Annotated in this window: 24 protein-coding genes and 1 pseudogene; 15 read left to right on the plus strand and 10 right to left on the minus strand. The window is 66.7% G+C overall.

Going from position 1 to position 25,308, the window contains the following annotated elements:
- The 5 genes and pseudogenes from FHR21_RS12345 to fghA form a co-directional block, all read left to right on the plus strand.
- A pseudogene (locus FHR21_RS12345) lies at nt 1-138 on the plus strand (S-(hydroxymethyl)glutathione dehydrogenase); the annotation flags it as partial.
- A gap of 160 nt (nt 139-298) precedes the next feature.
- A complete protein-coding gene (gene purU / locus FHR21_RS12350; protein WP_184099044.1) occupies nt 299-1,144 on the plus strand; it encodes a formyltetrahydrofolate deformylase in 846 nt (281 codons plus the stop codon).
- A 123-nt stretch (nt 1,145-1,267) separates the two neighbouring features.
- Nucleotides 1,268-1,645: a VOC family protein gene (locus FHR21_RS12355; protein ID WP_184098726.1), complete on the plus strand. Its 378-nt coding sequence runs from the start codon at nt 1,268-1,270 to the stop codon at nt 1,643-1,645.
- A gap of 29 nt (nt 1,646-1,674) precedes the next feature.
- A complete protein-coding gene (locus tag FHR21_RS12360) occupies nt 1,675-2,157 on the plus strand; it encodes a prolyl-tRNA synthetase associated domain-containing protein (protein WP_246427200.1) in 483 nt (160 codons plus the stop codon).
- Nucleotides 2,154-3,002: an S-formylglutathione hydrolase gene (fghA, locus tag FHR21_RS12365; protein WP_184098731.1), complete on the plus strand. Its 849-nt coding sequence runs from the start codon at nt 2,154-2,156 to the stop codon at nt 3,000-3,002. Before FHR21_RS12360 ends, fghA begins: the two co-directional genes overlap by 4 nt.
- Before the next feature lie 126 nt (nt 3,003-3,128).
- Here fghA and FHR21_RS12370 read toward each other — a convergent pair whose 3' ends face one another.
- The 5 genes from FHR21_RS12370 to FHR21_RS12390 all read right to left on the minus strand — a co-directional run bounded on the left by FHR21_RS12370 (nt 3,129) and on the right by FHR21_RS12390 (nt 8,308).
- Entirely contained in the window at nt 3,129-4,106 is a 978-nt protein-coding gene (locus FHR21_RS12370; protein ID WP_184098733.1) for a quinone oxidoreductase family protein, read from the minus strand.
- 187 nt (nt 4,107-4,293) lie between these two features.
- The gene (locus tag FHR21_RS12375) at nt 4,294-6,117 is read right to left on the minus strand and encodes a DEAD/DEAH box helicase (protein ID WP_184098735.1); all 1,824 of its coding nucleotides are present in this window, start codon (nt 6,115-6,117) and stop codon (nt 4,294-4,296) included.
- Between the two features lie 146 nt (nt 6,118-6,263).
- Nucleotides 6,264-7,445, minus strand: coding sequence for a BaiN/RdsA family NAD(P)/FAD-dependent oxidoreductase (locus FHR21_RS12380; RefSeq protein ID WP_184098737.1), 1,182 nt, complete (start codon nt 7,443-7,445; stop codon nt 6,264-6,266).
- 210 nt (nt 7,446-7,655) lie between these two features.
- The gene (locus tag FHR21_RS12385; RefSeq protein ID WP_184098739.1) at nt 7,656-7,835 is read right to left on the minus strand and encodes a hypothetical protein; all 180 of its coding nucleotides are present in this window, start codon (nt 7,833-7,835) and stop codon (nt 7,656-7,658) included.
- Nucleotides 7,832-8,308 carry a GreA/GreB family elongation factor gene (locus FHR21_RS12390; protein ID WP_184098741.1) on the minus strand — a complete coding sequence of 159 codons (477 nt, stop codon included), beginning with the start codon at nt 8,306-8,308 and terminating at the stop codon, nt 7,832-7,834. Before FHR21_RS12390 ends, FHR21_RS12385 begins: the two co-directional genes overlap by 4 nt.
- Nucleotides 8,309-8,455: 147 nt before the next feature.
- Between FHR21_RS12390 and FHR21_RS12395 the strand changes: the two genes are divergently transcribed.
- Together FHR21_RS12395 and FHR21_RS12400 are read left to right on the plus strand one after the other, a co-directional pair.
- The gene (locus FHR21_RS12395) at nt 8,456-9,211 is read left to right on the plus strand and encodes a head GIN domain-containing protein (RefSeq protein WP_184098743.1); all 756 of its coding nucleotides are present in this window, start codon (nt 8,456-8,458) and stop codon (nt 9,209-9,211) included.
- 43 nt (nt 9,212-9,254) lie between these two features.
- A complete protein-coding gene (locus FHR21_RS12400) occupies nt 9,255-9,971 on the plus strand; it encodes a head GIN domain-containing protein (RefSeq protein ID WP_184098745.1) in 717 nt (238 codons plus the stop codon).
- Between the two features lie 721 nt (nt 9,972-10,692).
- Here the strand turns inward: FHR21_RS12400 and FHR21_RS12405 are convergent.
- Nucleotides 10,693-11,496: an SDR family oxidoreductase gene (locus FHR21_RS12405; protein WP_184098747.1), complete on the minus strand. Its 804-nt coding sequence runs from the start codon at nt 11,494-11,496 to the stop codon at nt 10,693-10,695.
- A 404-nt stretch (nt 11,497-11,900) separates the two neighbouring features.
- Here FHR21_RS12405 and FHR21_RS12410 point away from each other — a divergent pair, with 404 nt between their 5' ends.
- From FHR21_RS12410 to secA, 3 genes are all read left to right on the plus strand, one after another.
- Nucleotides 11,901-12,413, plus strand: coding sequence for a hypothetical protein (locus FHR21_RS12410; protein ID WP_184098749.1), 513 nt, complete (start codon nt 11,901-11,903; stop codon nt 12,411-12,413).
- A 107-nt stretch (nt 12,414-12,520) separates the two neighbouring features.
- Nucleotides 12,521-12,787, plus strand: coding sequence for a hypothetical protein (locus tag FHR21_RS12415; RefSeq protein ID WP_221235158.1), 267 nt, complete (start codon nt 12,521-12,523; stop codon nt 12,785-12,787).
- Between the two features lie 106 nt (nt 12,788-12,893).
- The gene (gene secA / locus FHR21_RS12420; protein ID WP_184098751.1) at nt 12,894-15,629 is read left to right on the plus strand and encodes a preprotein translocase subunit SecA; all 2,736 of its coding nucleotides are present in this window, start codon (nt 12,894-12,896) and stop codon (nt 15,627-15,629) included.
- A gap of 320 nt (nt 15,630-15,949) precedes the next feature.
- On the opposite strand, the gene FHR21_RS12425 is transcribed toward secA, so the two are convergent.
- Nucleotides 15,950-16,369 (minus strand): hypothetical protein, encoded by a 420-nt coding sequence (locus FHR21_RS12425; RefSeq protein WP_184098764.1) that lies wholly within the window; start codon nt 16,367-16,369, stop codon nt 15,950-15,952.
- Nucleotides 16,370-16,703: 334 nt separating this feature from the next.
- On the opposite strand from FHR21_RS12425, the gene FHR21_RS12430 reads away from it, so the two are divergent.
- The 4 genes from FHR21_RS12430 (at nt 16,704) to FHR21_RS12445 (ending at nt 20,748) form a co-directional block, all read left to right on the plus strand.
- Entirely contained in the window at nt 16,704-18,101 is a 1,398-nt protein-coding gene (locus FHR21_RS12430; protein WP_184098766.1) for a circularly permuted type 2 ATP-grasp protein, read from the plus strand.
- A 121-nt stretch (nt 18,102-18,222) separates the two neighbouring features.
- The gene (locus FHR21_RS12435; protein ID WP_184098768.1) at nt 18,223-19,164 is read left to right on the plus strand and encodes an alpha-E domain-containing protein; all 942 of its coding nucleotides are present in this window, start codon (nt 18,223-18,225) and stop codon (nt 19,162-19,164) included.
- A gap of 2 nt (nt 19,165-19,166) precedes the next feature.
- Nucleotides 19,167-19,970, plus strand: a complete 804-nt coding sequence (locus FHR21_RS12440) for a transglutaminase family protein (protein WP_184098770.1) — start codon at nt 19,167-19,169, stop codon at nt 19,968-19,970.
- 46 nt (nt 19,971-20,016) lie between these two features.
- Complete coding sequence (locus FHR21_RS12445; protein WP_184098772.1) at nt 20,017-20,748, plus strand: proteasome-type protease; 732 nt, start codon at nt 20,017-20,019, stop codon at nt 20,746-20,748.
- An 84-nt stretch (nt 20,749-20,832) separates the two neighbouring features.
- Here FHR21_RS12445 and acs read toward each other — a convergent pair whose 3' ends face one another.
- A complete protein-coding gene (acs, locus tag FHR21_RS12450) occupies nt 20,833-22,797 on the minus strand; it encodes an acetate--CoA ligase (RefSeq protein WP_184098774.1) in 1,965 nt (654 codons plus the stop codon).
- Nucleotides 22,798-23,119: 322 nt separating this feature from the next.
- On the opposite strand from acs, the gene FHR21_RS12455 reads away from it, so the two are divergent.
- Nucleotides 23,120-24,160, plus strand: a complete 1,041-nt coding sequence (locus FHR21_RS12455) for an alpha/beta fold hydrolase (RefSeq protein WP_184098775.1) — start codon at nt 23,120-23,122, stop codon at nt 24,158-24,160.
- Here the strand turns inward: FHR21_RS12455 and FHR21_RS12460 are convergent.
- Together FHR21_RS12460 and FHR21_RS12465 are read right to left on the minus strand one after the other, a co-directional pair.
- Nucleotides 24,108-24,866 carry an alpha/beta fold hydrolase gene (locus tag FHR21_RS12460; RefSeq protein ID WP_184098777.1) on the minus strand — a complete coding sequence of 253 codons (759 nt, stop codon included), beginning with the start codon at nt 24,864-24,866 and terminating at the stop codon, nt 24,108-24,110. The two genes, FHR21_RS12455 and FHR21_RS12460, sit on opposite strands and share 53 nt — an antisense overlap.
- Before the next feature lie 49 nt (nt 24,867-24,915).
- On the minus strand, nt 24,916-25,167 hold the full coding sequence (locus tag FHR21_RS12465; protein WP_184098779.1) for a hypothetical protein: 252 nt from the start codon (nt 25,165-25,167) through the stop codon (nt 24,916-24,918).
- Nucleotides 25,168-25,308 lie beyond the last annotated feature (141 nt).

Below are 25,308 nucleotides of genomic sequence, written 5' to 3' on the forward strand. Positions count from 1 at the left end.
AAGATCGTCGACATGTATATGCAGGGCAAGATCGAGATCGACCCGATGATCACCCACGTCATGGGGCTGGAAGAGATCAACAAGGGCTTCGACCTGATGCACGCGGGCGAAAGCATCCGCAGCGTCGTCGTGTTCTGAGCCGACTCCCTTTTCCGTTCGCCCTGAGTTTGTCGAAGGGCCGTTCTTCCGTCATGCACCGGGGCGAAGGAAGGACGATGCTTCGACAAGCTCAACACGAACGGACTTTGAGGTTGGCCGTTCCGGTTGTGAGGGGAGCGACGATTTGACCGCGTCCTATATCCTGACCTTCAGTTGTGTCGATACGGTCGGCATCGTCGCCGCAGTCACCGGTCTGCTCGCGGAACGCGACGGCTTCATTCTCGACAGCCAGCAATATGCCGACCTCGATTCGGGGCGCTTCTTCATGCGCGTCGAGTTCCGCGGCGCGGGACCGCGCTTCCCTGAGGGGCTGGCCGGAGTGCAGGCCGCATTCGCGCCAATCGTCGCGCGCTTCACCATGGACGCGCGGCTCCGCGACCGCGCCGCCAAGCCGCGCTTCGTCATCGCGGTGTCGCAGGGCAGCCATTGCCTCAACGACCTGCTCCACCGCTGGTCGACCGGCAATCTCGCGATCGACATCGTCGCCGTCGTCTCGAACCACGAGCATCAGCGCCGCCTGACCGAATGGCACGGCGTGCCCTTTCATCATCTGCCGGTCAGCGACGCCAATCGCGCTGACCAAGAGGCCGCGATCCTGGACGTGATGGCGCGGGGGCAGGCGGATTATCTGGTGCTCGCGCGCTATATGCAGGTGCTGTCGGGCGACCTGTCGGCACAGCTCGCGGGGCGCTGCATCAACATCCACCACAGCTTCCTGCCCGGCTTCAAGGGCGCGCGGCCTTATCACCGCGCGCACGAGCGTGGGGTGAAGCTGATCGGCGCGACCGCGCATTTCGTCACCGGTGACCTCGACGAAGGGCCGATCATCGAACAGGCGGTCGAGCGCGTCGACCACCGCCAGTCGGTCGACGACCTGATCCGCACCGGGCGCGACATCGAGGCGCAGGTTCTCGCGCGCGCGGTGCGCTGGGTCGCCGAGCAGCGGGTGCTGATCGACGGGCGCAAGACGGTGGTGTTCCGCTAGGGCGGGCTCGCTATGCTTCCGGGTTCGTCATTTTCGGGGAATGCAAAACATCATGGCGGCTGGTCCTGACCGGCGGGGCAGAGTAGGTGGCGATTCGCAACCAAAACCGGAGGAGCGGACATCATGTACAGTCACAATATGGTCGGGTCGAACGACCTCGACGCGTCGAAGACATTCTACGACGCGACCTTTCAGGCGATCGGCGGCAAGCCGGGGATCGTCGACGACAAGGGGCGCCTCATCTACGTGCACAACGGCGGCCTGTTCCTGGTGACCAAGCCGATCGACGGCCAGCCGGCGACGGTCGGCAACGGCTGCACCATCGGTATCGCGATGGCGAATCCGGAGCAGGCCGACGCCTGGCATGCGGCGGGCGTCGAGGCCGGCGGCACCGCGATCGAAGACCCGCCGGGCGTGCGCGAGGGCAATGGCATGAAAATGTATCTCGCCTATCTGCGCGATCCCTCGGGCAACAAGCTCTGCGCGCTGCACCGGATGTAGGACCGATCATGCGCGGCGAAGCGGGCCTGATGGCGGATTTGAATGCGCTTTCCGTCCCTTTCGCCGCGCACGAGCATGTCGCGGTGTTCACCGTTGCCGAAAGCGATGCGGTGACCGCCGTGATTCCGGGTGCCCATACCAAGAATCTGTTTTTGAAGGACGCCGCTGGCGCCTTCTGGCTCGTCACCGTGCCGGCGGAGGCGCGCGTGGACCTGAAGGCGCTCCCCGGCGCCATCGGCTGCAAGCGCGTCAGCTTCGGCAAGGCCGAGGACATGCAGCGCCTGCTCGGTATCGCGCCGGGATCGGTGACCCCGCTCGCCGCGATCAATGCGCCGCCCGGCAGCATCGGCGTGGTGCTCGACGCGGGGCTCGCGGCGGAGGGTCGCGTCAATGTCCATCCGCTGCGCAACACCGGAACGCTCGGGCTGTCGGGCGCGGCGATACTGGACCTGCTCCGCCATTGGGGCCATGATCCGCGAACCGCTCCCATCCCGATGCAGGACCCCCGATGACTCTCGAAACCGTCTCGACCAACCGCAGCCATGGCGGCACGCAGGGCGTCTATCGACACCGCAGCGACACGACCGGCACCGACATGAGTTTCGCGGTCTTCGTCCCCGACCATGAAGCGGGCGCGAAGCTGCCCGTGCTCTGGTATCTCTCGGGGCTGACCTGCACCCACGCGAATGTGACGGAAAAGGGCGAATATCGCGCTGCCTGCGCGGAGCATGGGGTGATCTTCGTCGCCCCCGACACCAGCCCGCGCGGCGAGGGGGTTCCCGACGACCCCGACGGCGCGTGGGACTTCGGGCTCGGCGCCGGCTTCTACGTCGATGCGACCGCGGAGCCGTGGGCCCAGCATTATCGCATGCGCTCCTATATCGAGGACGAACTGCCCTCGCTGATCCTGCGCGACTTTCCCGCCGCCGACCTGACGCGGCAGGGGATCACCGGTCATTCGATGGGCGGGCACGGCGCGCTGACCGTCGCGCTGCGAACCCCCGACCGCTTCCGCTCGGTCTCGGCCTTTTCGCCGATCGTCGCGCCGACGCAGTGCCCGTGGGGCGAAAAGGCGCTGACGGGCTATCTGGGCGAGGATCGCGAGGCCTGGGGCGCCTACGACGCCTGCGCGCTGATCGCGGCCGGCGCGCGATTGCCCGATCTGCTCGTCGACCAAGGCGATGCCGATACTTTTCTGGCCGGGCAGCTCAAGACCGAGCTGCTGGTCGAGGCGTGCGAGCGCGCCGGACAGAAAGCGACGATCCGCATGCAGCCGGGCTACGATCATAGCTATTATTTCATCTCGACCTTCATGGCCGAGCATGTCGCGTGGCACGCCGAGCGGTTGAAGGGGTAAGCCGGCCGGAAAATGTGCGTCCCCGCGAAGGCGGGGACCCCGTGCGCTCTTGCGCACACCTTTGCTCTTGGCGGCTCCGGGCTCCTGCCTTCGCGGGAGCACTCAAGTTTTATGTCTGGTGGCGGTTCACGGAATCAACAGCGTTGACCCCGTCGTTCTGCCCGCTTCGAGGTCGGCGTGCGCCCGCGCCGCGTCCTGCAGGCCATAGCGCTGCCCGACGGTGACCGCGACCGTGCCGTCCGCGATCATCTCGAACACCCGCGCCGCGCCCGCCGCGCGCTCGCCGGGGTCCAGATAATAGTCGAACAGCGTCGGCCGGGTGACGAACTGTGACCCGTGGCGCGCCAGCACGCCCAGGTTGACGCCGCTCACCGGTCCGCCGGCATTGCCGTAGCTGACGATCAACCCGCGCCGCGCGGTGGCTTTCAGCGACACGTCCCATGTCGTCATGCCGATGCCGTCGAAGGTGACGGGCACGCCTTGCCCGTCGGTGATCTCGCGGACGTGCGCCGCGACATCCTCCTCCTTGTAGCGGATGACATGGTCGGCGCCCGCGTCGCGCGCTGCCTGTTCCTTGGCTTCGGTGCTGACGGTGCCGATCACGGTCGCGCCAACCGCCTTCAGCCACTGGACGAGGATCAGTCCGACTCCGCCCGCCGCGGCGTGGACCAGCACGGGCCAGCCCGCCTCGACCTTCGCGCAGCGCTCGACGAGTGCTTCGACGGTGCAGGCTTTGAGCAGCGCGGCGGCGGCGGTGTCGTCGTCGATGTTCGCCGGCAGCTTGAACAGCGACGCGGCGGGGACGATCCGCGCGCTCGCATAGGCATCGCGTTGCGGCCCGAAGGTCGCGACCCGGTCGCCGGGCCGGAGCCCATGCACCTCGGGCCCGACCGCGACGACCTCGCCAGCCGCCTCGACGCCCAATCCGCTCGGCAGCTCGACTGGATAGGTGCCGTCGCGATGATAGGTGTCGAGATAGTTGAGCCCCACGGCGGTCTGGCGCACCAGCACCTGACCGGGGCCGGGCTCGCCGAGCGTCACTTCGCGCCAGTCGATGACCTCGGGGCCGCCCTGCGTCTCGATAAAGGCCTGGGTCGCTTGCATCGCGCATCTCCTGCTGTTCCGTCCATCTGGTGGGCCGGAGAGTGAGGCGCAAGAGGGAGTCGTCCATTGACGTCGTCATTGCGAGGAGGCCCGGACCTGATCCGGGGCGACGCGGCAATCCAGGGCGACGCAGAGCCGCTCTGGATTGCTTCGCTACGCTCGCAATGACGGGAAGGTAATGGCTGGTTTACTTCGGCCGACGCGGGCTGCGCTGGCCGTAGGGCTTGGGCTTGTAGCGCTCGGTCTTGTCGCGCGGGCCGCCGGGGCCGCGCGGGCCGCGGTCGCTGCCGGGCGCGCGGCCGAGCGTATTGCGCGGCGCTTTGTCGCGCGGCGCCTTCTCGCGCCGCGGCGGATAGGCCGCGCCGCCGGGCGCCGGGGTGATCGCGACGCCGCTGTCGTCCTCGCCGTCGGCGTTGGCGCTGCGCTGGATCGCCTCGGCGAAGCGGTCGGCGATGGCGAGCGGGATGTTGAACAAGGTCTCGCTCGGCCCGATGCGGATCGCGCCGATCTCATGCTTGGTCACATGGCCGCGGCGGCAGAGCAGGGGCAGGATCCAGCGCGGGTCGGCATTCTGGCGGCGGCCGATGTTGAGCCGGAACCAGACGCTGTCGTCGAACTGCTCGCGGCGCGGGCCACGCTCTCCGCGCTCCTGATGTCCGCCCTCGCGCTCAAAGCGTTCGCCCCGCTCGCGGCGCGGCGGTTGCCCGGCGTCGAGCAGATCCTCGGGCGGTGGCAGCGTCGCGCGGTGCGCGCGGACGAGCGAGGCGGCGATATCCTCGGCCGAGCGCTCGGTGAGCAGTCGCTGCGCGAGTTCGAGGTCGTCGGCCTCATGCTCGACGGGAGCCAGCAATTTCTCGATCAGCCGTTCCTGGTCGCGGTGACGGACATCGTTCGCGGTCGGCGCGTTCATCCACTCGGCCTCGATCCGTGCGCCGCGCAGCATGCCGTCGACGCGGCGGCGGCGCGGATAGGGGACGATCAGCACCGCCGTACCCTTCTTGCCCGCGCGCCCGGTGCGGCCCGAACGGTGCTGAAGCGTCTCGGCATCGCGCGGAATCTCGACATGGATGACGAGGCTCAGGCTCGGCAGGTCGATGCCGCGCGCAGCGACGTCGGTCGCGACGCACACCCGCGCGCGGCGGTCGCGCAGCGCCTGCAGCGCGTGGTTGCGCTCGTTCTGGCTATGCTCGCCCGACAGCGCGACCGCGGCGAAACCGCGATTGACCAGCCGCGCGTGAAGGCGGCGGACATTGTCGCGCGTCGCGCAGAACAGCATCGCCGTGTCGGGTTCGTGCAGGCGCAGCAGGTTGATGACCGCGCCTTCGATATCGGCGGGGGCGACGGTGACGACCTGATAGGCGATGTCGCCGTGCCCGCGGTCCTCGCCGACGGTCGAGATGCGCAGGGCATCGCGCTGATAGCGCTTGGCGAGCTGCGCGATCGGTTTCGGGATCGTCGCCGAAAAGAGCAGAGTGCGGCGCGTTTCGGGCGTCGCGTCGAGAATTTCCTCAAGGTCCTCGCGGAACCCCATGTCGAGCATCTCGTCGGCCTCGTCGAGCACCGCGACGCGCAGGTTTTCGAGGTCGAGCGCGCCGCGTTCGAGATGATCGCGCAGCCGCCCCGGCGTGCCGACGACGATATGCACGCCCTGATTCAGCGCGCGGCGCTCGCGGCTCGCGTCCATGCCGCCGACGCAGGTCGCGATGCGCGCGCCGGCCCTGGCATAAAGCCAGCCGAGCTCGCGACTGACCTGCAGCGCCAGCTCGCGCGTCGGCGCGACGATCAGCGCGAGCGGCGCGGTCGCGAAGGGCAGGCGGCCGTCGTCGAACAGCTCGTCCGCCATCGCGAGGCCAAAGGCGACGGTCTTGCCCGATCCGGTCTGCGCCGAGACGAGCAGGTCGCGACCATGCGCCTCGGCTTCGGTGACCTGCGCCTGGACGGGGGTCAGCGACTCATAGCCGCGCGCGGTCAGAGCCTCCACAAGGACGGGCGAAAGATGATCGAAAGACATGGTTTTCATATTCCTTGCGGCACTGCCTCGCCGCCGAATTATCGTCACCCCGGACTTGATCCGGGGTCCATGGCCCGAAAGTGCAGCGTCAGGCCATGGATGCCGGATCAAGTCCGGCATGACGAGGGTGATAGGGTGTCCGTTTCCTAAAGGGTCTGGCCTGCCGCATATCCGCTGGCCCAGGCCCATTGAAAATTATAGCCGCCCAGCCATCCGGTGACGTCCACGGCTTCGCCGATCGCATAGAGGCCCGGGAGGCTTTTGGCCATCATTGTTTGCGAGGACAGACCGGCGGTCGAAATGCCGCCCGCGGTGACCTCGGCTTTGGCGAAGCCTTCGGTGCCGTTGGGATGGAAGGTCCAACGCTTCAGTCGCACCTCGGCGTCCGCGAGCTTGCGGTCGCTCTGCGCGCCGAGTTCGCCGGGCAGGGCGAGGCGCTCGGTCAGCACCTGCGCGAGGCGGTCGGGCAGGGCGCCCCCTAGCGCCGCCGCCAGTGTCGCGCGCGGCCGCGCGCGTTTCGCTTCGACCAGCCAGCCCGGCGCGGCGTCGGGCAGAAAGTCGATCGTGACCGGCTCGCCATGGCGCCAATAGCTGCTCGCCTGCAGGATCGCGGGGCCGGACAGCCCGCGGTGCGTGAACAGCGCCGCCTCGCGGAACGCCGCCTTGCCCGCGCGTGCCTCCACCGGCGTCGCGACGCCCGACAGCTCGCGAAACAGCACATCCGCGCCGCCCAGGGTCAGCGGGACCAGCGCCGGGCGCGGCTCGACCACCTTCAGCCCGAACCGACGCGCGAGGTCGTAGGCGAAACCGGTCGCGCCCATTCTGGGGATCGACGGCCCGCCGGTCGCGATGACGAGATTGGGGGCGGTGAAGCGGAAGTTGCCGAAAGTGCCACGGAACGTCGCATCCGAATGCTCAACCTCACTCAAGCTTTGACCGCAGCGGATGTCGACCTTGCCCTTCGCGGTTTCCGCCAGCAGCATCGCGACGATCTGCCGCGCCGAGCCGTCGCAGAAGAGCTGTCCCAGCGTTTTCTCGTGCCAGGCGATGCCGTGGCGGTCGACCAGCGCGATGAAATCCGCGGGCGTGTAGCGTGCCAGCGCCGACTTGGCGAAATGCGGGTTGGCCGACAGATAACGCTCGGGGCCGGTGTGGATGTTGGTGAAGTTGCAACGTCCGCCGCCCGAGATCAGGATCTTCTTGCCCACCTGATCGGCCTGGTCGAGCAGCAGCACGCGGCGCCCGCGTTGCCCCGCGGTCGCGGCGCACATCAGCCCGGCCGCGCCGGCGCCCAGCACGATGGCGTCGTAATCGGCGATGCCGGTCATCCGCGCCGTCCCCCTTGATGGGGGAGGGATATGAAGCATTGCTGCGCAGCGGCTAGGCGAAGTTGGATGGGGGTGAGGTTGCGTCCTTGCACCGCCGCTTCAGGTCGAGGTCGCACCCCCTCCGCTGCGACTAGGCGACGGCGTCGCCAAGTCTCGCGGCCTCCCCCATCAAGGGGGAGGGTCGGATGAGACCAGAGTTCCATGGTGACCTTAGTGCAGCTTCGCGATCGACAGGCCATCGGCCTTGGCGCGAATCTTCACCGATTCCTCGCTGCGGGTCAGCGCCCTGGCGATCGCCTTCAGCGCCATGCCCTTCTTCGCGAGCATATGCAGCTTGTCGATCTCGGCCGCAGTCCATGGCTGTTTGTGGCGTTCGAAGCGGTCCTTCATGCCATGACCTCTGCATCGGCGCTGGCGGCGAGGATGGCGATCGCGTCCTCGCGGCCCTGGAATGCGACCATCTCGCCAGCCTCGGCGCCCATCAGCGCGCGGCCGAGCGGCGCGGTGAAGGCGATGCGATGCGCGGCGGGCTCGGCCTCGTCGTGGCCGACAATGGTGACGTGACGCTCGGTCCCGTTCAGGCGATAGGCGACGCGGCTGCCGATGCCGACGACATCGGCCGCGGGCGCCGGCTGGATTTCGGCAGTCGCCTTGCGGGTCCCGAAATAGCGGAGCTGGCGCATCAGCTTCTTGCGCGCCTCGTCGTCGGGAGCCGCCGCGACCAACGCCTCGAGCCGCGCGACCTCTTCGGCCAGCAGGCGGGCCCCGTGCGGCGTGACGAGGTTGGCGCCGACCGGGATCGGCAGCTCATATTCGGGTTCCTTATGCTCGTCGTCGCTTTCGCGGCGAAACGCTACGCTCATCTCGTCAGGCTTTCGGATCGGGGAGAAACATCGACCCTGCACCGCGAAGGTGGCGACAAGATGGCGAAGCGCCGCAGCCGTCGCGCGCGGGCTGGACAGGTGTCGGGCACCCGTGTTATATGGATAATACACGCAGGAGATTTGGCGATGCGAAACTGGACGATGGCGATCTTGCCGCTGATGCTGGCGACGGCGAGCGGATGCAGCGGCGCCGACCGCGACCGCGATGGCGGAAACCGCAGCGGCGAGACGCGCCCCGCCGATTCGGGGCCGGCGGGCAGCAAGAGTTGGTCGCTCAGTGGCTTCACCGGCGTCGAGGCCGCGGGCCCCTATGACGTGACGATCCGCCAGGGCGACAGCTTTGCGATCAGCGCCACCGGGCCGCAGGCGGAACTCGACCAGCTCGAGATCGAAACCGACGGCTCGACGCTGTCGATCGAGCGCAAGCGGACCGGCTGGAGCTTCCGCGATCATGACGATGTCGACATCGCGATCACCATGCCCCGGCTCAGTACGGTCAAGCTGACCGGCTCGGGCTCGATCACCGCCGACAGCGCCGACGGCGACACGGTCGAGGCGGCCGTGACCGGCTCGGGCGAGCTCAAGATCGTGAAGCTCACCGCGAAGCGGGTGGAACTGACCATGGCGGGCTCGGGCGACCTGGACGTCGAGGGCGGCACCGCGGAATCGGGCGAGATCCACGTGACCGGCTCGGGCGATATCGACGCCGACCGGCTCGTCGCGCAGACGCTCGACGTCTCGGTCACCGGCTCGGGCAATGTCGAGGCGAATGCGACCGGCAAGGCCGACGTCAGCCTGCTCGGCTCGGGCGACGTGACGATCGGCGGCGGCGCGACCTGTTCGACCAGCAAGACCGGATCGGGCAGCGTCAACTGCAAATAAAGCCATGCTGGCGCAGGGTCCGGCGAGCGGGTAAGGCGCGTTCATGACGCATCTTTCGCGATGGGCCGCGCTCGCGGCGGCCGCCCTCTTCTGTACCTGCACGGCGAACGCCGCCGAAAAGCGCTATGGCCTCACCAGCTTCGAGAGCATCGAGGTCGATGCCGACGTGACGGTCGAGGTGAGCGCGCGCGCGCCGGTGAGCGCGGTCGCCAGCGGATCGCAGGACGCGCTCGACCGCCTGCTGGTCGAGGCGCGCGACGGCAAGCTGGTCATCAAGATGCGGCGCTTCGCCGGCGACGGGGAAAAAGGCAAAGGCGCGGCGCCGGTCGTCGTGCGCGTCAACGCCGCGGGCCTCGCCTCGGCGATGCTAGCCGGGGCGGGCTCGCTCGCCATCGACCGGCTGCGCGGCGCCCGCGTCGCCATCGGCCTGCGCGGCCCCGGCCGCCTGACCGTTGCCCATGTCGAAGCCGACCGACTCGAGGTCGCGATGATCGGCAACGGCACCATGACCCTCGGCGGCGAGGCGAAGCAGGCGAGCCTTCTGCTGTCCGGCGCCGGCGCGGTCGATGCTGGCAAGCTGGCGGTCGGCGACCTGAAGAGCGACAGCGAAGGCGCCGGCGACCATCTGTTCAACGCGACCAAAAGCGCGACGATTACCGCGCGGGGGGTCGGCAGGACCGTGGTGCTCGGCCGGCCGGTGTGCACGGTGCGCAACGTCGGCAGCGGCACGGTGGATTGCGGAGCTGGCGGCGGCCGGTAGCGGCGATCTCACCCTCGCTGCGACACGGCCGTTGGATGCCGAAACCAGTCGATGCCTTGAAAAAGCGGGATCCCGGATCAAGTCTGGGATGACGAAGGTCGGAAAGCGTCCGGTTGCGGACCTCGGAATAGACGCTAATCTAGTTCCGTGTTGCCTTCATGGAACATTTCTCGGGCGAATTTGATCACCGCGATTGCTCTGATCGCGCTGGCGGCTGCGACGTGGCAATTCGGTTTCCACTTAGTCGGTAAGTTTTGCTTGTTTATGATCCCGGTGAACATCTTATTTTCCGCATTTCGAGCGGGCAGATTTCCTTTTACCTTCGGAAAATTCAGTCTGGTTCGGGTATCCGATCCTCACGGATTTTGGATTGCCGTGATCATTTGCAGTTTAGTCGCAGTCGGGAATCTATGGCAATTTGTAGAGATGTTGTCGCGAAATGCCGGATAGACCGTCCCACTTCCAGAAGTCTGAAAAATCAAGCGGCAGCTTCCCACCCCGTTTCCGTCCTTCATGCCTATCTGGATCGAATGACTGGAAACGACCGTTATACGACGATCGGCGCATTATAAGGTTGTCATTCCCGCGAAGGCGGGAATCCAGAGCGTGCGCCGGCTGACCCCACACTGGATTCCCGCTTTCGCGGGAATGACGAAGGTGGGGTATGGCTGCTCACTACCCCAAAGCCGACCTCGACCGTCACCTCCCGCGTCCCGGCCCTTCAGTGCCCCGCTGCGCCCAGCCGGTCGATCTTCTTCGACTGTTTCGCGATCAGCCCCGGAAAGAAGCGGGCGAGGCGCGACAGGCGCTTCGCCATCTTGCCGACCGGCACATGCACCCGCTCGCCGTGGACGGCGTCCCATGCCGCGCGCGCGACGTCGTCGACGGGGGAGATTTCAAAGCCGCCGGCCGCCAGGCGGCTGCGCGCCGGTTCGTTGCTGTCGGCGCTTACCTGGTCGAGCAGCGGCGTGTCGATGAAGCCCGGCATCAGCGACCGCACCTTGATGCCATGTTTGGAAAATTCGATCTCCAGCGCCTCGGTCAGCCCGCGCACCGCGAATTTGGTCGCCGAATAGACCGCGAGTCCCGCGACGCCATAGAAACCCGACGCCGACCCGGTGTTGAGGATCGTCGACCCCGGCGTCGCGCGGAGCAGCGGCATCGCGCTGTAGATGCCGTTGACGACGCCGCCGAAATTGATCGCGATCAGCCGGTCGGCCTCTTGCGGTTCCATGTCGAGGAACTGGCCGCCCGACCCGATGCCGGCGTTGTTGAACAGCACGTCGAGCCGGCCGCTGCTCGCCGCTGCGAAATCGGTGAGCGCCTGCGCCCACTGGTCGCGGTCGCGCACGTCCATGACGTGGCGCGACGACGCCCCCTCGGGCAGCAGCGCGGCGGTTTCGTCGATCCCCTGCGCGTTGACGTCGGCGAGTCCGACGAACCAGCCATGACCCGCGAAATGCCGCGCCGTCGCGCGCCCGATGCCCGATCCGCCGCCGGTGATGAAGATCGCCTTTCGTGTCACCCCGCACCCTCCTTACATCAATGTCAGCGGGACAAGATGCGAAGCCGGGGCAAAGGTCAAGGGACAATGGCGCGCGTAGTTTGAAAAGCTGCGGCGTGGTTCTGCCCGCTTCGTCACCTTGAACGTGTTTGGCGCTTATCCCTTTCGCATCCGTAATCCCGTCATTGCGAGCGGAGCGAAGCAATCCAGAGCGGTTTGCGCGCACTCTGGATTGCTTCGCTCCGCTCGCAATGACGAAGTAAGGAGGCTTACGGATGCCAAGGGTATAATTGCCAACTTGATCCGGGGTCCCGCTCAGCGGCGTCCGAAAAGCGGGACCCCGGATCAAGTCCGGGGTGACGGGGAGGAGGAGAGTCTCCGCCGGGGGGTTGGCAAGCCGCGCCGCCGCTGGCAAGCAGCGCGGCATGACTCGCCTGCGCCTGCTGCTCGCCGCGCTCTTTGCGCTCGCCCTCGGCATCGCCGGTCCGGTTCAGGCCAAGGTCGTCGTCAGCTTTTACAGTCATGATTTCGGCGAGCGTTTCCCGCACGCCTTCGTCACGCTGAAAGGGCGGGTCGATGCGACGGGCCAGGCGGTCGACTATAATTACGGCTTCACGGCGCGGGCGGTCAGCCCGGCAATCCTGTTCGGCGCGGTCAAGGGCTATGTCCAGACCAAGGAGGCCAAATATATCGCGAGCAGCGACAAGCAGTTCAGCGTCACCGTCGACGATGCGACCTATGGCCGGCTGCTCGACCGGGTGCGCGCATGGCAGGACGCGCAGCAGCCGAGCTATGACCTCGGCACCCGCAATTGCGTTCATTTCGTGATGGAGCTGGCCGAGATCGTCGGGCTCAAGGTCAATCATCAAAGCGCTTTCTTCAAGAAGCCGAAGAGCTTTCTGCTGGAAGTGAAGGAGCTGAACCCGCAATTGCAATAGCGTGCGCTTTGTTCCGCACAGCGTCCTCTGGACGCCGGGCTCCTTTCACCCTATGTTCAGCCGCCAGCGTGCATCCTGTGCGCGCTGAACCGTAAGAGGGGCATCACTTGCGTTTGATCCTGACCTTGCTCGCGCTGCTGACCGGCCTTGCCGGCGCCGATCGCGCGCAGGCGGCACCGGCGACGCCGGTGGCGATGGGCGCGCTCATCCTTCTCGCGGAGACGGCGAACCAATCCGACAATGCGGACAAGGCGCGCCGTCCTGTCGACCCGACGCCGACGCGCCGCGCGTCGTGCACCTGCCGCAAGCTGGCGCGTCCGGCTCCCCCCTATCTGCCGGGTATTCTCGGCCGGTTCGAGCGCGCACTCGAATAGCTTCGCGGCGGGCGATCCTCGCCTGACCTCCGTTTCACGGCCGCCCCGTGCGGCTCCGGCGGCGTTCGCGCGGCCGCTCCAGCATAGATATCCAAGGAAAATCGCCATGTTCGGCAGCATTGCCAAAAGCCTTTTCGGCTCGTCCAACGACCGCTACGTCGCCTCGCTCCGCAAGATCGTCGACAAGATCAACGCCTTCGAGCCGCAGATGGAGGCGCTCGACGATGCCGCGCTGCAGGCGCAGACGCCGAAGTTCCGCGAACGCCTCGCCGCCGGCGAGACGCTCGACGACATCCTGCCCGAAGCCTTTGCCACGGTGCGCGAGGCGGCGCGGCGCGTGCTGGGGATGCGCCATTTCGACGTCCAGATGATCGGCGGCATCGTCCTCCACCGCGGCGAGATCGCGGAGATGGCGACGGGCGAGGGCAAGACGCTGATGGCGACCCTGCCCTGCTATCTGAACGCGCTCGAAGGCAAGGGCGTCCACGTCGTCACCGTCAACGACTATCTGGCCCGCCGCGACGCCGAATGGATGGGGCAGGTCTATGGCTTCCTGGGCCTGACCACCGGCGTCATCGTGCCCAACCTCAACGAGATGCAGCGGCGCGAGGCCTATAATAGCGACATTACCTATGCGACCAATAACGAGCTGGGCTTCGACTATCTGCGCGACAATATGAAGTTCGAGCGGGTGCAGATGGTGCACCGCGAATTCAACTTCGGCATCGTCGACGAGGTCGATTCGATCCTGATCGACGAAGCCCGCACCCCGCTCATCATTTCGGGCCCGACCGACGACAAGTCCGAACTCTATATCCGCGTCAACGAGGTGGTCCACCAGCTCGGCGAGGAGGATTATGAGAAGGACGAGAAGGCGAAGTCGATCAGCCTGACCGAGGAGGGCACCGAGCATGTCGAGCGGCTGCTTGAGGCCGCGGGCCTGCTCCAGGGCAACAATCTCTACGATATCGAGAACACCCAGATCGTCCATCACGTCAACCAGGCGCTCAAGGCCATCGTGATGTTCAAGCTCGACACCGATTATATCGTCAAGGACGGCAAGGTCGTCATCATCGACGAATTCACCGGCCGCATGATGGACGGCCGCCGCTGGTCCGACGGCCTGCACCAGGCGGTCGAGGCCAAGGAAGGCGTGCAGATCGAGCCCGAGAACCAGACGCTCGCCTCGATCACCTTCCAGAATTATTTCCGCATGTATCCGAAGCTGAGCGGCATGACCGGCACCGCGGCGACCGAGGCGGCCGAATTCTTCGAAATCTACAAGATGAACGTCGTCACCATCCCGACCAACCGCCCGATCGCGCGGCTCGACGAGGAGGACGAATTCTACAAGAATATCACCGACAAGTTCGGCGCTATCGCCAAGACGATCCGCGAAGCGAACGAACGCGGCCAGCCGGTGCTCGTCGGCACGGTGTCGATCGAGAAGTCGGAGCTGCTGTCGTCCTATCTCGAAAAGGAAAATGTGCCGCACAGCGTCCTCAACGCGCGCTTCCACGAGAGCGAGGCGCATATCGTCGCGCAGGCGGGCCGCACCGGCGCCGTCACCATCGCGACGAACATGGCGGGTCGCGGCACCGACATCAAACTCGGCGGCAGCGAGGAATTCCGCATCGAGGACGAGCTGAGGGACATGCCCGAAGGCCCCGAACGCGAAGCGGCGGTCGCGCGCATCCACGAAGAGGTCGCGGCCGAGCGCGAGGCGGTGAAGGCGGCGGGCGGGCTGTTCGTGCTTGCGACCGAACGCCACGAAAGCCGCCGCATCGACAATCAGCTCCGCGGCCGTTCGGGGCGCCAGGGCGACCCCGGCCTGTCGAAATTCTACCTCTGCCTCGACGACGACCTGCTCCGCATCTTCGGCCCCGACACGCTGTTTTCCAAGATGATGAACAAGAATCTGGAGGATGGCGAGGCGATCGGATCGAAATGGCTGTCGAAGGCGATCGAGACCGCGCAGAAGAAGGTCGAGGCGCGCAACTACGATATCCGCAAGCAGGTCGTCGAATATGACAACGTCATGAACGACCAGCGCAAGGTGATCTATGAACAGCGCGGTGAGGTGATCGACAGCGAGACGGTCGACGACGCGATGGCCGCGATGCGTGCCGAAACGGTCAATTCGATCATCGCCGACGCCTGCCCGCCAGGCAGTTATCCCGAGCAATGGGATATCGGGGGCATGAAGGAGCGCCTCGCGGGCGTCCTCGAACTGTCGCCGCCGATCGACGACTGGATGCAGGAGGATGCGGTCGATTCCGAAATCTTCGAGGAGCGCATCCAGGAGATGGCGGACGCCGCCGCGGCCGGCAAGGCAGCGCAGGTCGACCCGGAGACGTGGCGCGGCATCGAGAAGTCGATCCTGCTCCAGACGCTCGACCATCACTGGAAGGAACATCTTTCGACCCTCGACGCGCTGCGCCAGGTCGTCTTCCTGCGCGCCTATGCGCAGAAGCAGCCGATCAACGAATATAAGGCCGAGGCCTTCGCGCTGTTCGAGCGGATGCTGCAGAATATCCGCGAGGATGTGACGCGCACCGTCGCGCGGATCGACTTCCAGTTCCAGGAACCGGAGCCGATGCCGCTCCCCGACCTGCCCGATTTCCTGACCACCCACATCGACCCGTTCACAGGCGAGGACAACAGCGCCGATATCGACGGTGGCGCGCTGGGCGTGATCGCCGACACGCTGCCCCCGATGGCCGCCCCGCGCCCCGACCTGCCCGAGGGTGAAAACCCCTATGCCGGCCTGGAAATCAGCCGCAATGCCCCGTGTCCCTGCGGCTCGGGCCGCAAATACAAGCACTGCCACGGAGCTTTGTAATTTAGCCGCCCCTCCCGAAGGCGATCATATCGGTTGCGAACGCAAGGGGTAGATGGCGGCTTTGGTATGGGGGGCAGACACTGCCCCTCTTTCGTCATCCCGGACTTGATCCGGGATCCCGCTTTTTGAGGCATCGACTGGCTTCGGAAGGTCAAGCGGGACCCCGGATCAAGTCCGGGGTGACGATGAAAGACAGGCGCGTGCTCCGGTGGATAGCCATTTGGTGATCCTCTGCGGGGTCCAGAGCGCGACCAGGCAGCATCGGCTTTCCAACGCCCTGAACCCCGGCTTTCGCCGGGGATCACGCCCTTCGTTTTTCCTCAGCGCTCCTGCAAGACCAGCACGCGCACCCGGTCCGCCGCTGCCTTCGACAGCGCCAGTTCATAGGTTCCCGGCGTCAGGTCGAACCAGACGATCTTGCGGATTCCCGAACAGGCCGGGCCATGCCCATGCTCGACCGAGGTCAGCGGTTCGCCGTTCGCGGTCAGGTCGATCCACACGCGCCCGTCGGCGGCCACGCCATAGCGGCCCGCCGCGTCGACGGTCAGCGTCCGCGCCGCCGCGCCGTCCGTCATCGTCAGCGTGACCGGCTGCCCCGGTGCGACCGCGGCGTTCGCGTCGCCGTCCGTCGCGGTCCAGGCGGCGAGCGGGGTCGCGGAGAGGTCCGTGGGCGCGGAGCAGACCGCCGGCTCGGCGCTCACGGCGAGCAGCGCGGCAAGGAGAGTAGCAGACAAGGACATGGGAAAGCTCCGGCAGCGGCGATTTCGTCCCTCTATAAGGCAGACCCCAGACACACCGCCATCCCCAAACCCTCGCGAAGGGTTCATCTGAATCGTCATTGCGAGCGGAGCGAAGCAATCCAGGGTAGTATAAACCGCTCTGGATTGCTTCGCTCCGCTCGCAATGACGTCCGATAGCTGGCCCAATCTCGTGCCCCCAACACCCGCCATCCCCGACTTTCCCCCCTTTTCCCGCATCTTGCCTTCCCGTGCCGTAGTGCTAGCATCGACTCCGGCCGCACCGCCGGCCAGCAATGCAGCGAAAGGGGCCGGCTTCATTCGCTTCTTCGACGAGATGCAGGGCCAAGGGGGCGAGGTTCGGGCGCCCTATCGCGAGTTCTGCGACTGGTTCGACGGCGAGGACCCCGCGCGTATCCACCGCAAGGCGCAGCAAGCCGAGGCTTTTTTCCGCACCATCGGCATCACCTTCAACGTCTATGGCGCCGACGGCGGCGACGAGCGGCTGATCCCCTTCGACGTCGTGCCGCGGATCATCGCGGCGGGCGAGTGGCGCCGCCTCGCGCGCGGGATCGAGCAGCGGGTGCGCGCGCTCAACGCCTTCCTCCACGACATCTATCACCGCCAGGAGATATTGCGCGCCGGCCGCGTGCCGACCGATCTCGTCGCGCGCAACGACGCCTTCCTGCCGATGATGATGGGCATGGATCCGCCCGGCGGCGTCTATACCCACATCAGCGGCATCGACATCGTGCGCACCGGCGCCGACGAATTCTACGTGCTGGAGGACAATGCCCGCACCCCTTCGGGGGTCTCCTACATGCTCGAGAATCGCGAGACGATGCTCCAGATGTTCCCCGAACTCTTCGCCCGCGTCGCGGTGCGCGAGGTCGGCGACTATCCGATCAACCTCTTGAAATCGCTGTCGGCCTGCGCGCCGCCCGCCTGCAAGGGCACCCCGACCGTCGCGGTGCTGACGCCCGGCATCCACAACAGCGCCTATTTCGAGCACAGCTTCCTCGCCGACCAGATGGGCGCCGAACTGGTCGAGGGGCACGACCTGCGCGTCGTCGCGGGACGCATCGCGATGCGGACGACGCAGGGCTATCGGCCGATCGACGTCCTCTATCGCCGCGTCGACGACGATTATCTCGATCCCCTGAACTTCCGCCCCGACTCGCTGCTCGGCGTGCCGGGCATCTGGGACGTCTATCGCGCCGGCGGCATCACCATCGCCAACGCGCCGGGGACCGGGATCGCCGACGACAAGGCGCTCTACAGCTACATGCCCGACATCATCGAATTCTATACCGGCGAAAAGGCGCTGCTGCCCAATGTGCCGACGTGGCGCTGTTCGGACCCCGACCATCTGCGCGAGGTGCTCGACCGCCTGCCCGAGCTGGTGGTCAAGGAGGTCCACGGCTCGGGCGGCTATGGCATGCTGGTCGGCCCCGCCGCGAGCAAGAAGGAGATCGCCGCCTTTCGTGCCAAGCTGGAGGCCAATCCCGGCAATTATATCGCGCAGCCGACGCTGTCGCTCTCGACCGTGCCGATCTTCACCAAGGCCGGCCTCGCCCCGCGCCACGTCGATTTGCGTCCCTTCGTCCTGATGTCGCCGCAGGGCCTGACGATCACCCCCGGCGGCCTGACCCGCGTCGCGATGACCCGGGGCTCGCTGGTGGTGAACAGCAGCCAGGGCGGCGGGACCAAGGATACCTGGGTGCTGGAGGATTGATGGGGGTGGGTATCACGTTTCTTTGTCATTGCAAGCGCAGCGAAGCAATCCAGAGTAGCGTAAACCGCTCTGGATTGCTTCGCTGCGCTCGCAATGACGAAGGATATTTCTGCGAGCGGTCATGCTAGGAAAGACCGCCGGTTCGCTCTTCTGGATGGCGCGCTATCTTGAGCGCAGCGAGAATACCGCCCGGCTGATCGACGCGGGGTTCCACATCGCGCTTACCCGTTCGGCGACCGCGCCCGCCGAATGGAAGTCGGTGCTCGAAACCGCCGGGGTGGCGAACGCCTATATCGCTGCGAACGCCGATTTCACCTCGGCGCATGTCGTCGATTTTCTGCTGCGCGATCCCGCCAACCCGTCGAGCATCTTGTCGATCGTCAAGCAGGCGCGCGACAATGCCCGCACCGCGCGCACCTATCTGACCCGCGAGGTGTGGGAGGCGGTGAATACCGGCTGGATGACGCTTGTCGCGTTGCTCAAGCGTCCGGTGCGCGAGGACGACCTGCCCGACGTGCTGGCGACGATCCGGCGCCAGAACGGGCAGGTGCGCGGCGCGCTGACCGGTACGATGCTGCGCGGCGACGGCTTTCATTTCGCGCAGCTCGGCACCTTCCTCGAGCGCGCCGACAACACCGCGCGCATCCTCGACGTCAAATATTATCTGCTGCTGCCTTCGGTCGCGCACATCGGCAGTTCGATCGACAATGTGCAGTGGGAGACGATTTTGCGCTCGGTCTCGGCGCACCGCGCCTATCGCTGGCTCTATGGCGCGGAGATCAGCGCGCTCAAGATCGCCGAATTCCTGATCCTCTATGCGCAGATGCCGCGCAGCCTCGCCTTCTGCTGCGAGCGGATGGCGGAGCATCTGGGGCAGATTCAGCATATCTATGCCGAGGAGACGGAGGCGGGGCGGATGGCCGCGGCGCTGTGCCGCGAGCGGCTCGCCGGGCCGATCCAGTCGATCTTCGACGGCGGGCTGCACGAATATCTGCGCGGCTTCCTGACCGCCAATGCCGCGCTCGCCCGGCAGGTCGAGCGCGATTACCGCTTCGTGGAGTGACCATGCGCCTGACCGTCGACCATAGCACCCATTATCATTTCGACGGCCATGTCGCCTATGCGCTGCAACAGCTTCGCCTGACGCCGAAGGAGCGGCCGGGGCAGCAGGTGATCCACGACTGGACGGTTGAGGTCGAGGGCGGGTCGCGGCAGCTCCACTATACGGACCATCACGGCAATGGCGTCGATCTGGTGTCGGTCGACAGCGGCGCGCCGGAACTGGTCATCCATTGCACCGGAGAGGTCGAACTGGTGACGTGGGACGGCGTGATCGGCGCGCACCGCGGGGCGATGCCGCTGTGGACCTTCCTGCGCCCGACCCCGCTGACCCGCGCCGGACGGCAGGTCCGCTCGCTGGCCGCGAATCTCGGCCGCGACTTCGCCTCCGATATCGAGCGCGCGCACGCGCTGTCGGCGCTGATCCTCGACCGGCTGCCGTGGCGCGCCGGGATCACCGATGCCGACACAACGGTCGAGCAGGCGCTGGCGGGCGAGGGCGGGGTCTGCCAGGACCATGCCCATATCTTCGTCGCCGCGATGCGTCACCTCGGCCATCCGGCGCGCTATGTCTCGGGCTATCTGATGATGAACGACCGGACGCAGCAGGATGCGACCCATGCGTGGGCGGAGGCGCATTTCGACCATATCGGCTGGATCGGCTTCGACATCAGCAACGGCCATTCGCCCGACCAGCGCTATATCCGCGTCGCGACGGGCCTCGACTATCGGGATGCCGCCCCGGTTCGCGGCATGCGCTATGGCGCGGCGCAGGAAAATCTGGTTGTTCAATTGCAGGTCCAGCAATAAGCGGGGCGGGGCCGGGATCGGGCTGGGGCCGGGGAAGAAGGAATCGATGACCTATTGCGTCGGAATGCGGCTGAACAAGGGGCTGGTGTTCATGTCGGACACCCGCACCAATGCCGGCGTCGACGATATCTCGCAGGTCCGCAAGATGCGGAGCTGGCACGTGCCGGGCGAGCGCGTCATCACGCTGATGTCGGCGGGCAATCTCGCGACGACGCAGGCGGTGGTCAGCCTGCTCGACGAGCGGACCAAGGCGCCGCAGGACCGCCACCCGTCGATCCTGTCCGCGCCGTCGATGTTCCAGGTCGCGATGACGATCGGCGAAACGCTGCGCGGCATCGTCATGCGCCATGGCGACGAAGGGCCGATGGCCGAATCGATCTTCCGCGCCTCGCTGATCGTCGGCGGCCAGATCAAGGGCTCCGAACCGCGGCTGTTCATGATCTATCCCGAGGGGAATTTCATCGAATCGGGCGAGGACAATCCCTTCTTCCAGATCGGCGAGACCAAATATGGCCGCCCGATGATCGTCCGCTCCTATGACCCCGCCATGTCGTTCGAGGATGCGGTGAAACTGCTCTGCGTCTCGTTCGATTCGACGATCCAGGCCAATGCCGGGGTCGATCTGCCGATCGACCTGAAGGTCCATTCGCGCGACGACTTCACCACGGTGCGCGAGCGCCGCTTCGAACGCGATGACGCTTATTATCAAAGCGTCTCCGACGGCTGGGCCGAAGCGCTGGGAATCGCGCTGGCCGAATTGCCGGACTTTCATTTCTGATCACCGTCGCCCCCGCGAAGGCGGGGGCCGCTATCGTTCGGAAAGGCCGCCAGCGGCCCCCGCCTTCGCGGGGGCGACGGGTGTTTACTTGTTCCTCCGTCCCTCGATCAGCCCGTCGACCAGGCTCGGATCGGCCAGCGTCGAGGTGTCGCCCAGCGACCCGAAGTCGTTCTCCGCGATCTTGCGCAGGATGCGGCGCATGATCTTGCCGCTGCGGGTCTTGGGCAGCGCGGGGGTCAGGTGGATGTGGTCGGGGGTGGCGATCGGACCGATTTCGGTGCGGACCTGCTGCTTCAAGGCGGCGGCGACCTCGTCGGTCGGCTCGACCCCCGCGTTGAGCGTCACATAAGCATAGATGCCCTGGCCCTTGATGTCGTGTGGGAAGCCGACCACCGCGGCCTCGGCCACCAAGTCGTGCAGCACCAGCGCGCTTTCCACCTCGGCGGTGCCCATGCGGTGGCCCGACACGTTGATGACGTCGTCGACGCGTCCGGTGATCCGCCAGTAACCGTCACTGTCGCGGCGGCAGCCGTCGCCGGTGAAATATTTGCCCTTGTAGGTCGAAAAATAGGTCGACACGAAGCGGTCGTGGTCGCCGTAAAGCGTGCGCGCCTGCCCCGGCCAGCTATGCGTCATGCACAGATTGCCCTCGGCCACGCCGCCGCTCTGTTCGTCGGCCAGCACCCCGCCCTCGGCATCGACGAGCTGCGGGCGGACGCCGAAGAAGGGGCGCCCCGCGCTTCCCGGCTGCATCGCGTGCGCGCCGGGCAGGGTGGTGATCATGATGCCGCCGGTCTCTGTCTGCCACCAGGTATCGACGACGGGGATGCGGCCCTTGCCGACGGTGTCGTGATACCAGCGCCATGCCTCGGGGTTGATCGGCTCGCCGACGCTGCCGAGCAGGCGCAGCGACGACAGGTCATGGCGGGTCACATAATGATCGCCCTCGCGCATCAGCGCGCGGATCGCGGTCGGCGCGGTATAGAGGATGTCGACCCGATGCTTGTCGACGACGCGCCAGAAGCGGTCGTGGTCGGGGTAATTGGGAATGCCCTCGAACATCAGGGTCGTCGCGCCGTTCATCAGCGGACCGTAGACGACATAGGAGTGGCCCGTGACCCAGCCGATGTCGGCGGTGCACCAGAAAATCTCGCCCGGGCGATAGTCGAAGCCGTAGAAGAAGGTCGACGCCGTCCACACCGCATAGCCGCCGGTGGTGTGCAGCACCCCCTTGGGCTTGCCGGTCGAGCCCGAGGTATAGAGGATGAACAGCGGGTCCTCGGCGCCCATCGGCTCGCACGGGCAATCGGTATCGACGTCGGCCGACAGCGCGTCGTACCAATGGTCGCGGCCTTCCTGCATCGCGACATCGCCGCCGGTATGGGCGATGACGAGCACCGCCTTCACGTCCACCTTTTCCAGCGCCTTGTCGACATTGGCCTTCAGCGGGATGGTGCGGCCGCCGCGCAGCCCCTCGTCGGCGCAGATCACCCAGTTGCTCGCGCAATCCTCGATCCGCCCGGCTATCGCGTCGGGGGAAAAACCGCCGAAGATGACGCTGTGCACCGCGCCGATGCGCGCGCAGGCGAGCATCGCGACCGCGCCCTCGGGGATCATCGGCATATAGATGGTGACGCGGTCGCCCCGCTGGACGCCCATTTTCCTGAGCGTGTTCGCGAAGCGGATCACGTCGGCGAGCAGCGCGGCATAGCTGATATGGCGCGTCTCGCCGTCGGGGGCGTCGGGCTCGAAGATAATCGCGGTGCGCTCCCCATGCCCCGCGGCGACATGGCGGTCGAGCGCGTTGTGGCAGAGGTTGAGGACGCCGTCCTCATACCATTTGATGCTCACCGGATCGAACGACCAGTTGGCGATGGTCGTCGGCGGCGTCACCCAGTCGAGCCGCTTCGCCTGTTCGGCCCAGAAGGCGTCGGGATCGGCGATGCTCTGCGCATAGAGCCGGTCGTAATCGGCCGCGCTGCAATGCGTGTTCGCCGCCGCTTCGGCGGGGACAGGGATCAGGGGTTCGGAGGGGGGCAGATCGGACATTGGGGGATTCTCCCGCTTTTCGATGTTTCTCGCTCCCTGCGATACTCCCCGGGCCGCAAGTTGCAAGGGCGGGGGGGTCTCAGTTTGGATTCGGAGGGGGCATTCCCTGTCCCGTCACCCCGGACTTGATCCGGGGTCCCGCTCAGCGACGCCCGAAAAGCGGGACCCCGGATCATGGCCGGGGTGACGAAGACGGCAAACGCACGCGCTTGCTTTCAAACTGCGTCACCATCGGGCAGGGGCATGATACCAAAGGATGGTTCCGCGCATTGACCGCGCCGCCCCGCCCGCTAGGGTCGCAGGCCGGGTCGGGGAGGATGGAATGATCGACGACGACGATTATGAGGCGCCGCCGCCGCGGCGTCCGCTGCTGCGGCGCAAGCGCGTCCTGATTCCGCTCGGCGTCTTGCTGGCGATCCTCGTCGCCTTTCTGTTGCTGCGCACGCCCGATACCGACCGCGATGCGATGATCGCCAAATATGGCGGCGCGCAGGCGGCCTTCGCCGCCGGTCCCGCCGGCCAGCGCATCCATTATCGCGACCAGGGCCGCCGCGACGGGCCGGCGATGATCCTGCTGCACGGCTCGAATGCCAGCCTCCAGACGTGGGAGCCGCTGGTGAAGCGGCTCGGCGGCGCGTACCGCATCGTCACCCTCGACCTGCCCGGCCATGGCCTGACCGGTGCGACGCCCGACCGCGATTATGACGCGAGCGGGATGATCGCAGCGGTCGACGTCGTCGCGGCGAAGCTGGGGCTCGATCATTTCATCCTCGGCGGCAATTCGATGGGCGGCTGGGTCGCGTGGCGATATGCGCTGGCCCAGCCCGACCGGGTCGACGCGTTGCTGCTGCTCGACGCCGCGGGCATGCCGCTGCGCCCCGGCGAGAAGGCCGCGCCGTCGAACGTCGGCTTCCGCCTGCTGAAATATCCGTTCGGTCGCTGGCTCGCGGGCCAGATTACCCCGCGCTCGCTGGTCGAGAAGTCGCTTCGCGGTTCGGTCGCGCGGCAGGGCATCGTCGACGATGCGATGATCGACCGCTATTGGGAGTTGCTGCGCTTTCCCGGCAACCGCGAGGCGACCTCGCTGCGCGCGACGCTGAACCGCGAGCCCGAAATGGCGGACCACATCGGCGCCATCGCCGCGCCGACCCTGATCCTTTTCGGCCGGCAGGACCGCCTCATCAACCCAAGCGCGGCAGAGACCTTCCACGAACGTATCGCGGGGTCGGAGGTCGTGCTGCTCGATGGCATCGGCCATCTGCCGATGGAGGAGGCGCCCGACGCGACTGCCGCGGCGATCGCAGACTTTCTCAAGCGGCGGCTTGTCGCTTCGCCGCCGGCCGCCGGTCCAGAAACGCCGTGATCCGCGCGGCGACCGCCGCGGCGTGGGTGAAGGGGAAGAGGTGCGACCCCGGCACGACCTCCAACTCGGCGCCGTCGATCAGATCGGCGATCGTCTGGCCGTGGCACGCCGGGACCACGCCGTCGCGCTCGCCCATCAGGATCAGCGTCGGCACGTTGCGCAGCGCCGGCAGCATCGCCGCGCTCGACCAGCCCGCCATCGCCGCCGCCTGATAGGCGAGGCCGAGCGGGGTCGCGGTCGGCAGCTTGAGCCCGCTCGCCAGCATGTCGTCGTCGAGCAGCGCCGCCCAGCCGATCCCCGGTGCCGAGACGCTCGGCGTCGTCGCCATCAGGATCAGGCGGCGGATGCGCCCCGGAAACTGTACGGCGATCTGCTGCGCGAGCGCGCCGCCCCAACTGAAACCAGCAAGGTCGAGCCGCTGGTGCCCCAGCCGTTCGGCGATCTCCATCACGCTCGCCGCCATCGTCGGTGCGCCATAGGGCATCAGCGCGTCGGGCGAGCCGCCGACCCCCGGCATGTCGAGCGTCCACACCTCGCGCCCACTCACCTGCGCCAGCAGCGGCGCGGCGGCGGCGATATCAGCGCCGATGCCGTTCAGGAACAAGAGCGGCGCACCCGGCGCCCCGGCCCGCCAGCGCGCGACGCGCAGGCTGAGGCCCGACACATGCTCGGTAGTGACAAGGGGCTGCCCGGCGATCCTGCTCATCGCGCACGCCTTGCCACAGCGCGGCGGTATGCGAAACCCCGCGTGGGCGCTATGTCGCGGGCCGGGACAGCGCCTCCGCCTCGCGAGCCGCCGTTTCGTGGCGCAGGCAGTCGAAGATCTTGGCCCCCGCCAGAAACACCGACCCGCTGCACGCGGCCATCAACAGCTTGCCGCCCAACCCCGGATATTCGTGCAGATAGGCGGTTCCCCGCGCCATCGCCCCCATCGCCAGCGCATAGATGATCAGGCACGCCTCGAAGCGCGTCTTGATGATGAACAGCCGTCCGATTTTTTTCAGCATCACGATGATCCGAAGCAAGGGGCGTGCCAGCGGCGCAAATCGGCGATCCGGCGCGCGGACAATATGGTGAACTGTAAGTTAATCCGACAGGCGAGGGAAGGGGCGTCGTGTGCGCGGGCGGGCCTGCCGTCGTTGGCCAAT

Origin of the sequence: Sphingopyxis panaciterrulae, assembly GCF_014199295.1 — a bacterium.
Lineage (GTDB): Bacteria > Pseudomonadota > Alphaproteobacteria > Sphingomonadales > Sphingomonadaceae > Sphingopyxis > Sphingopyxis panaciterrulae.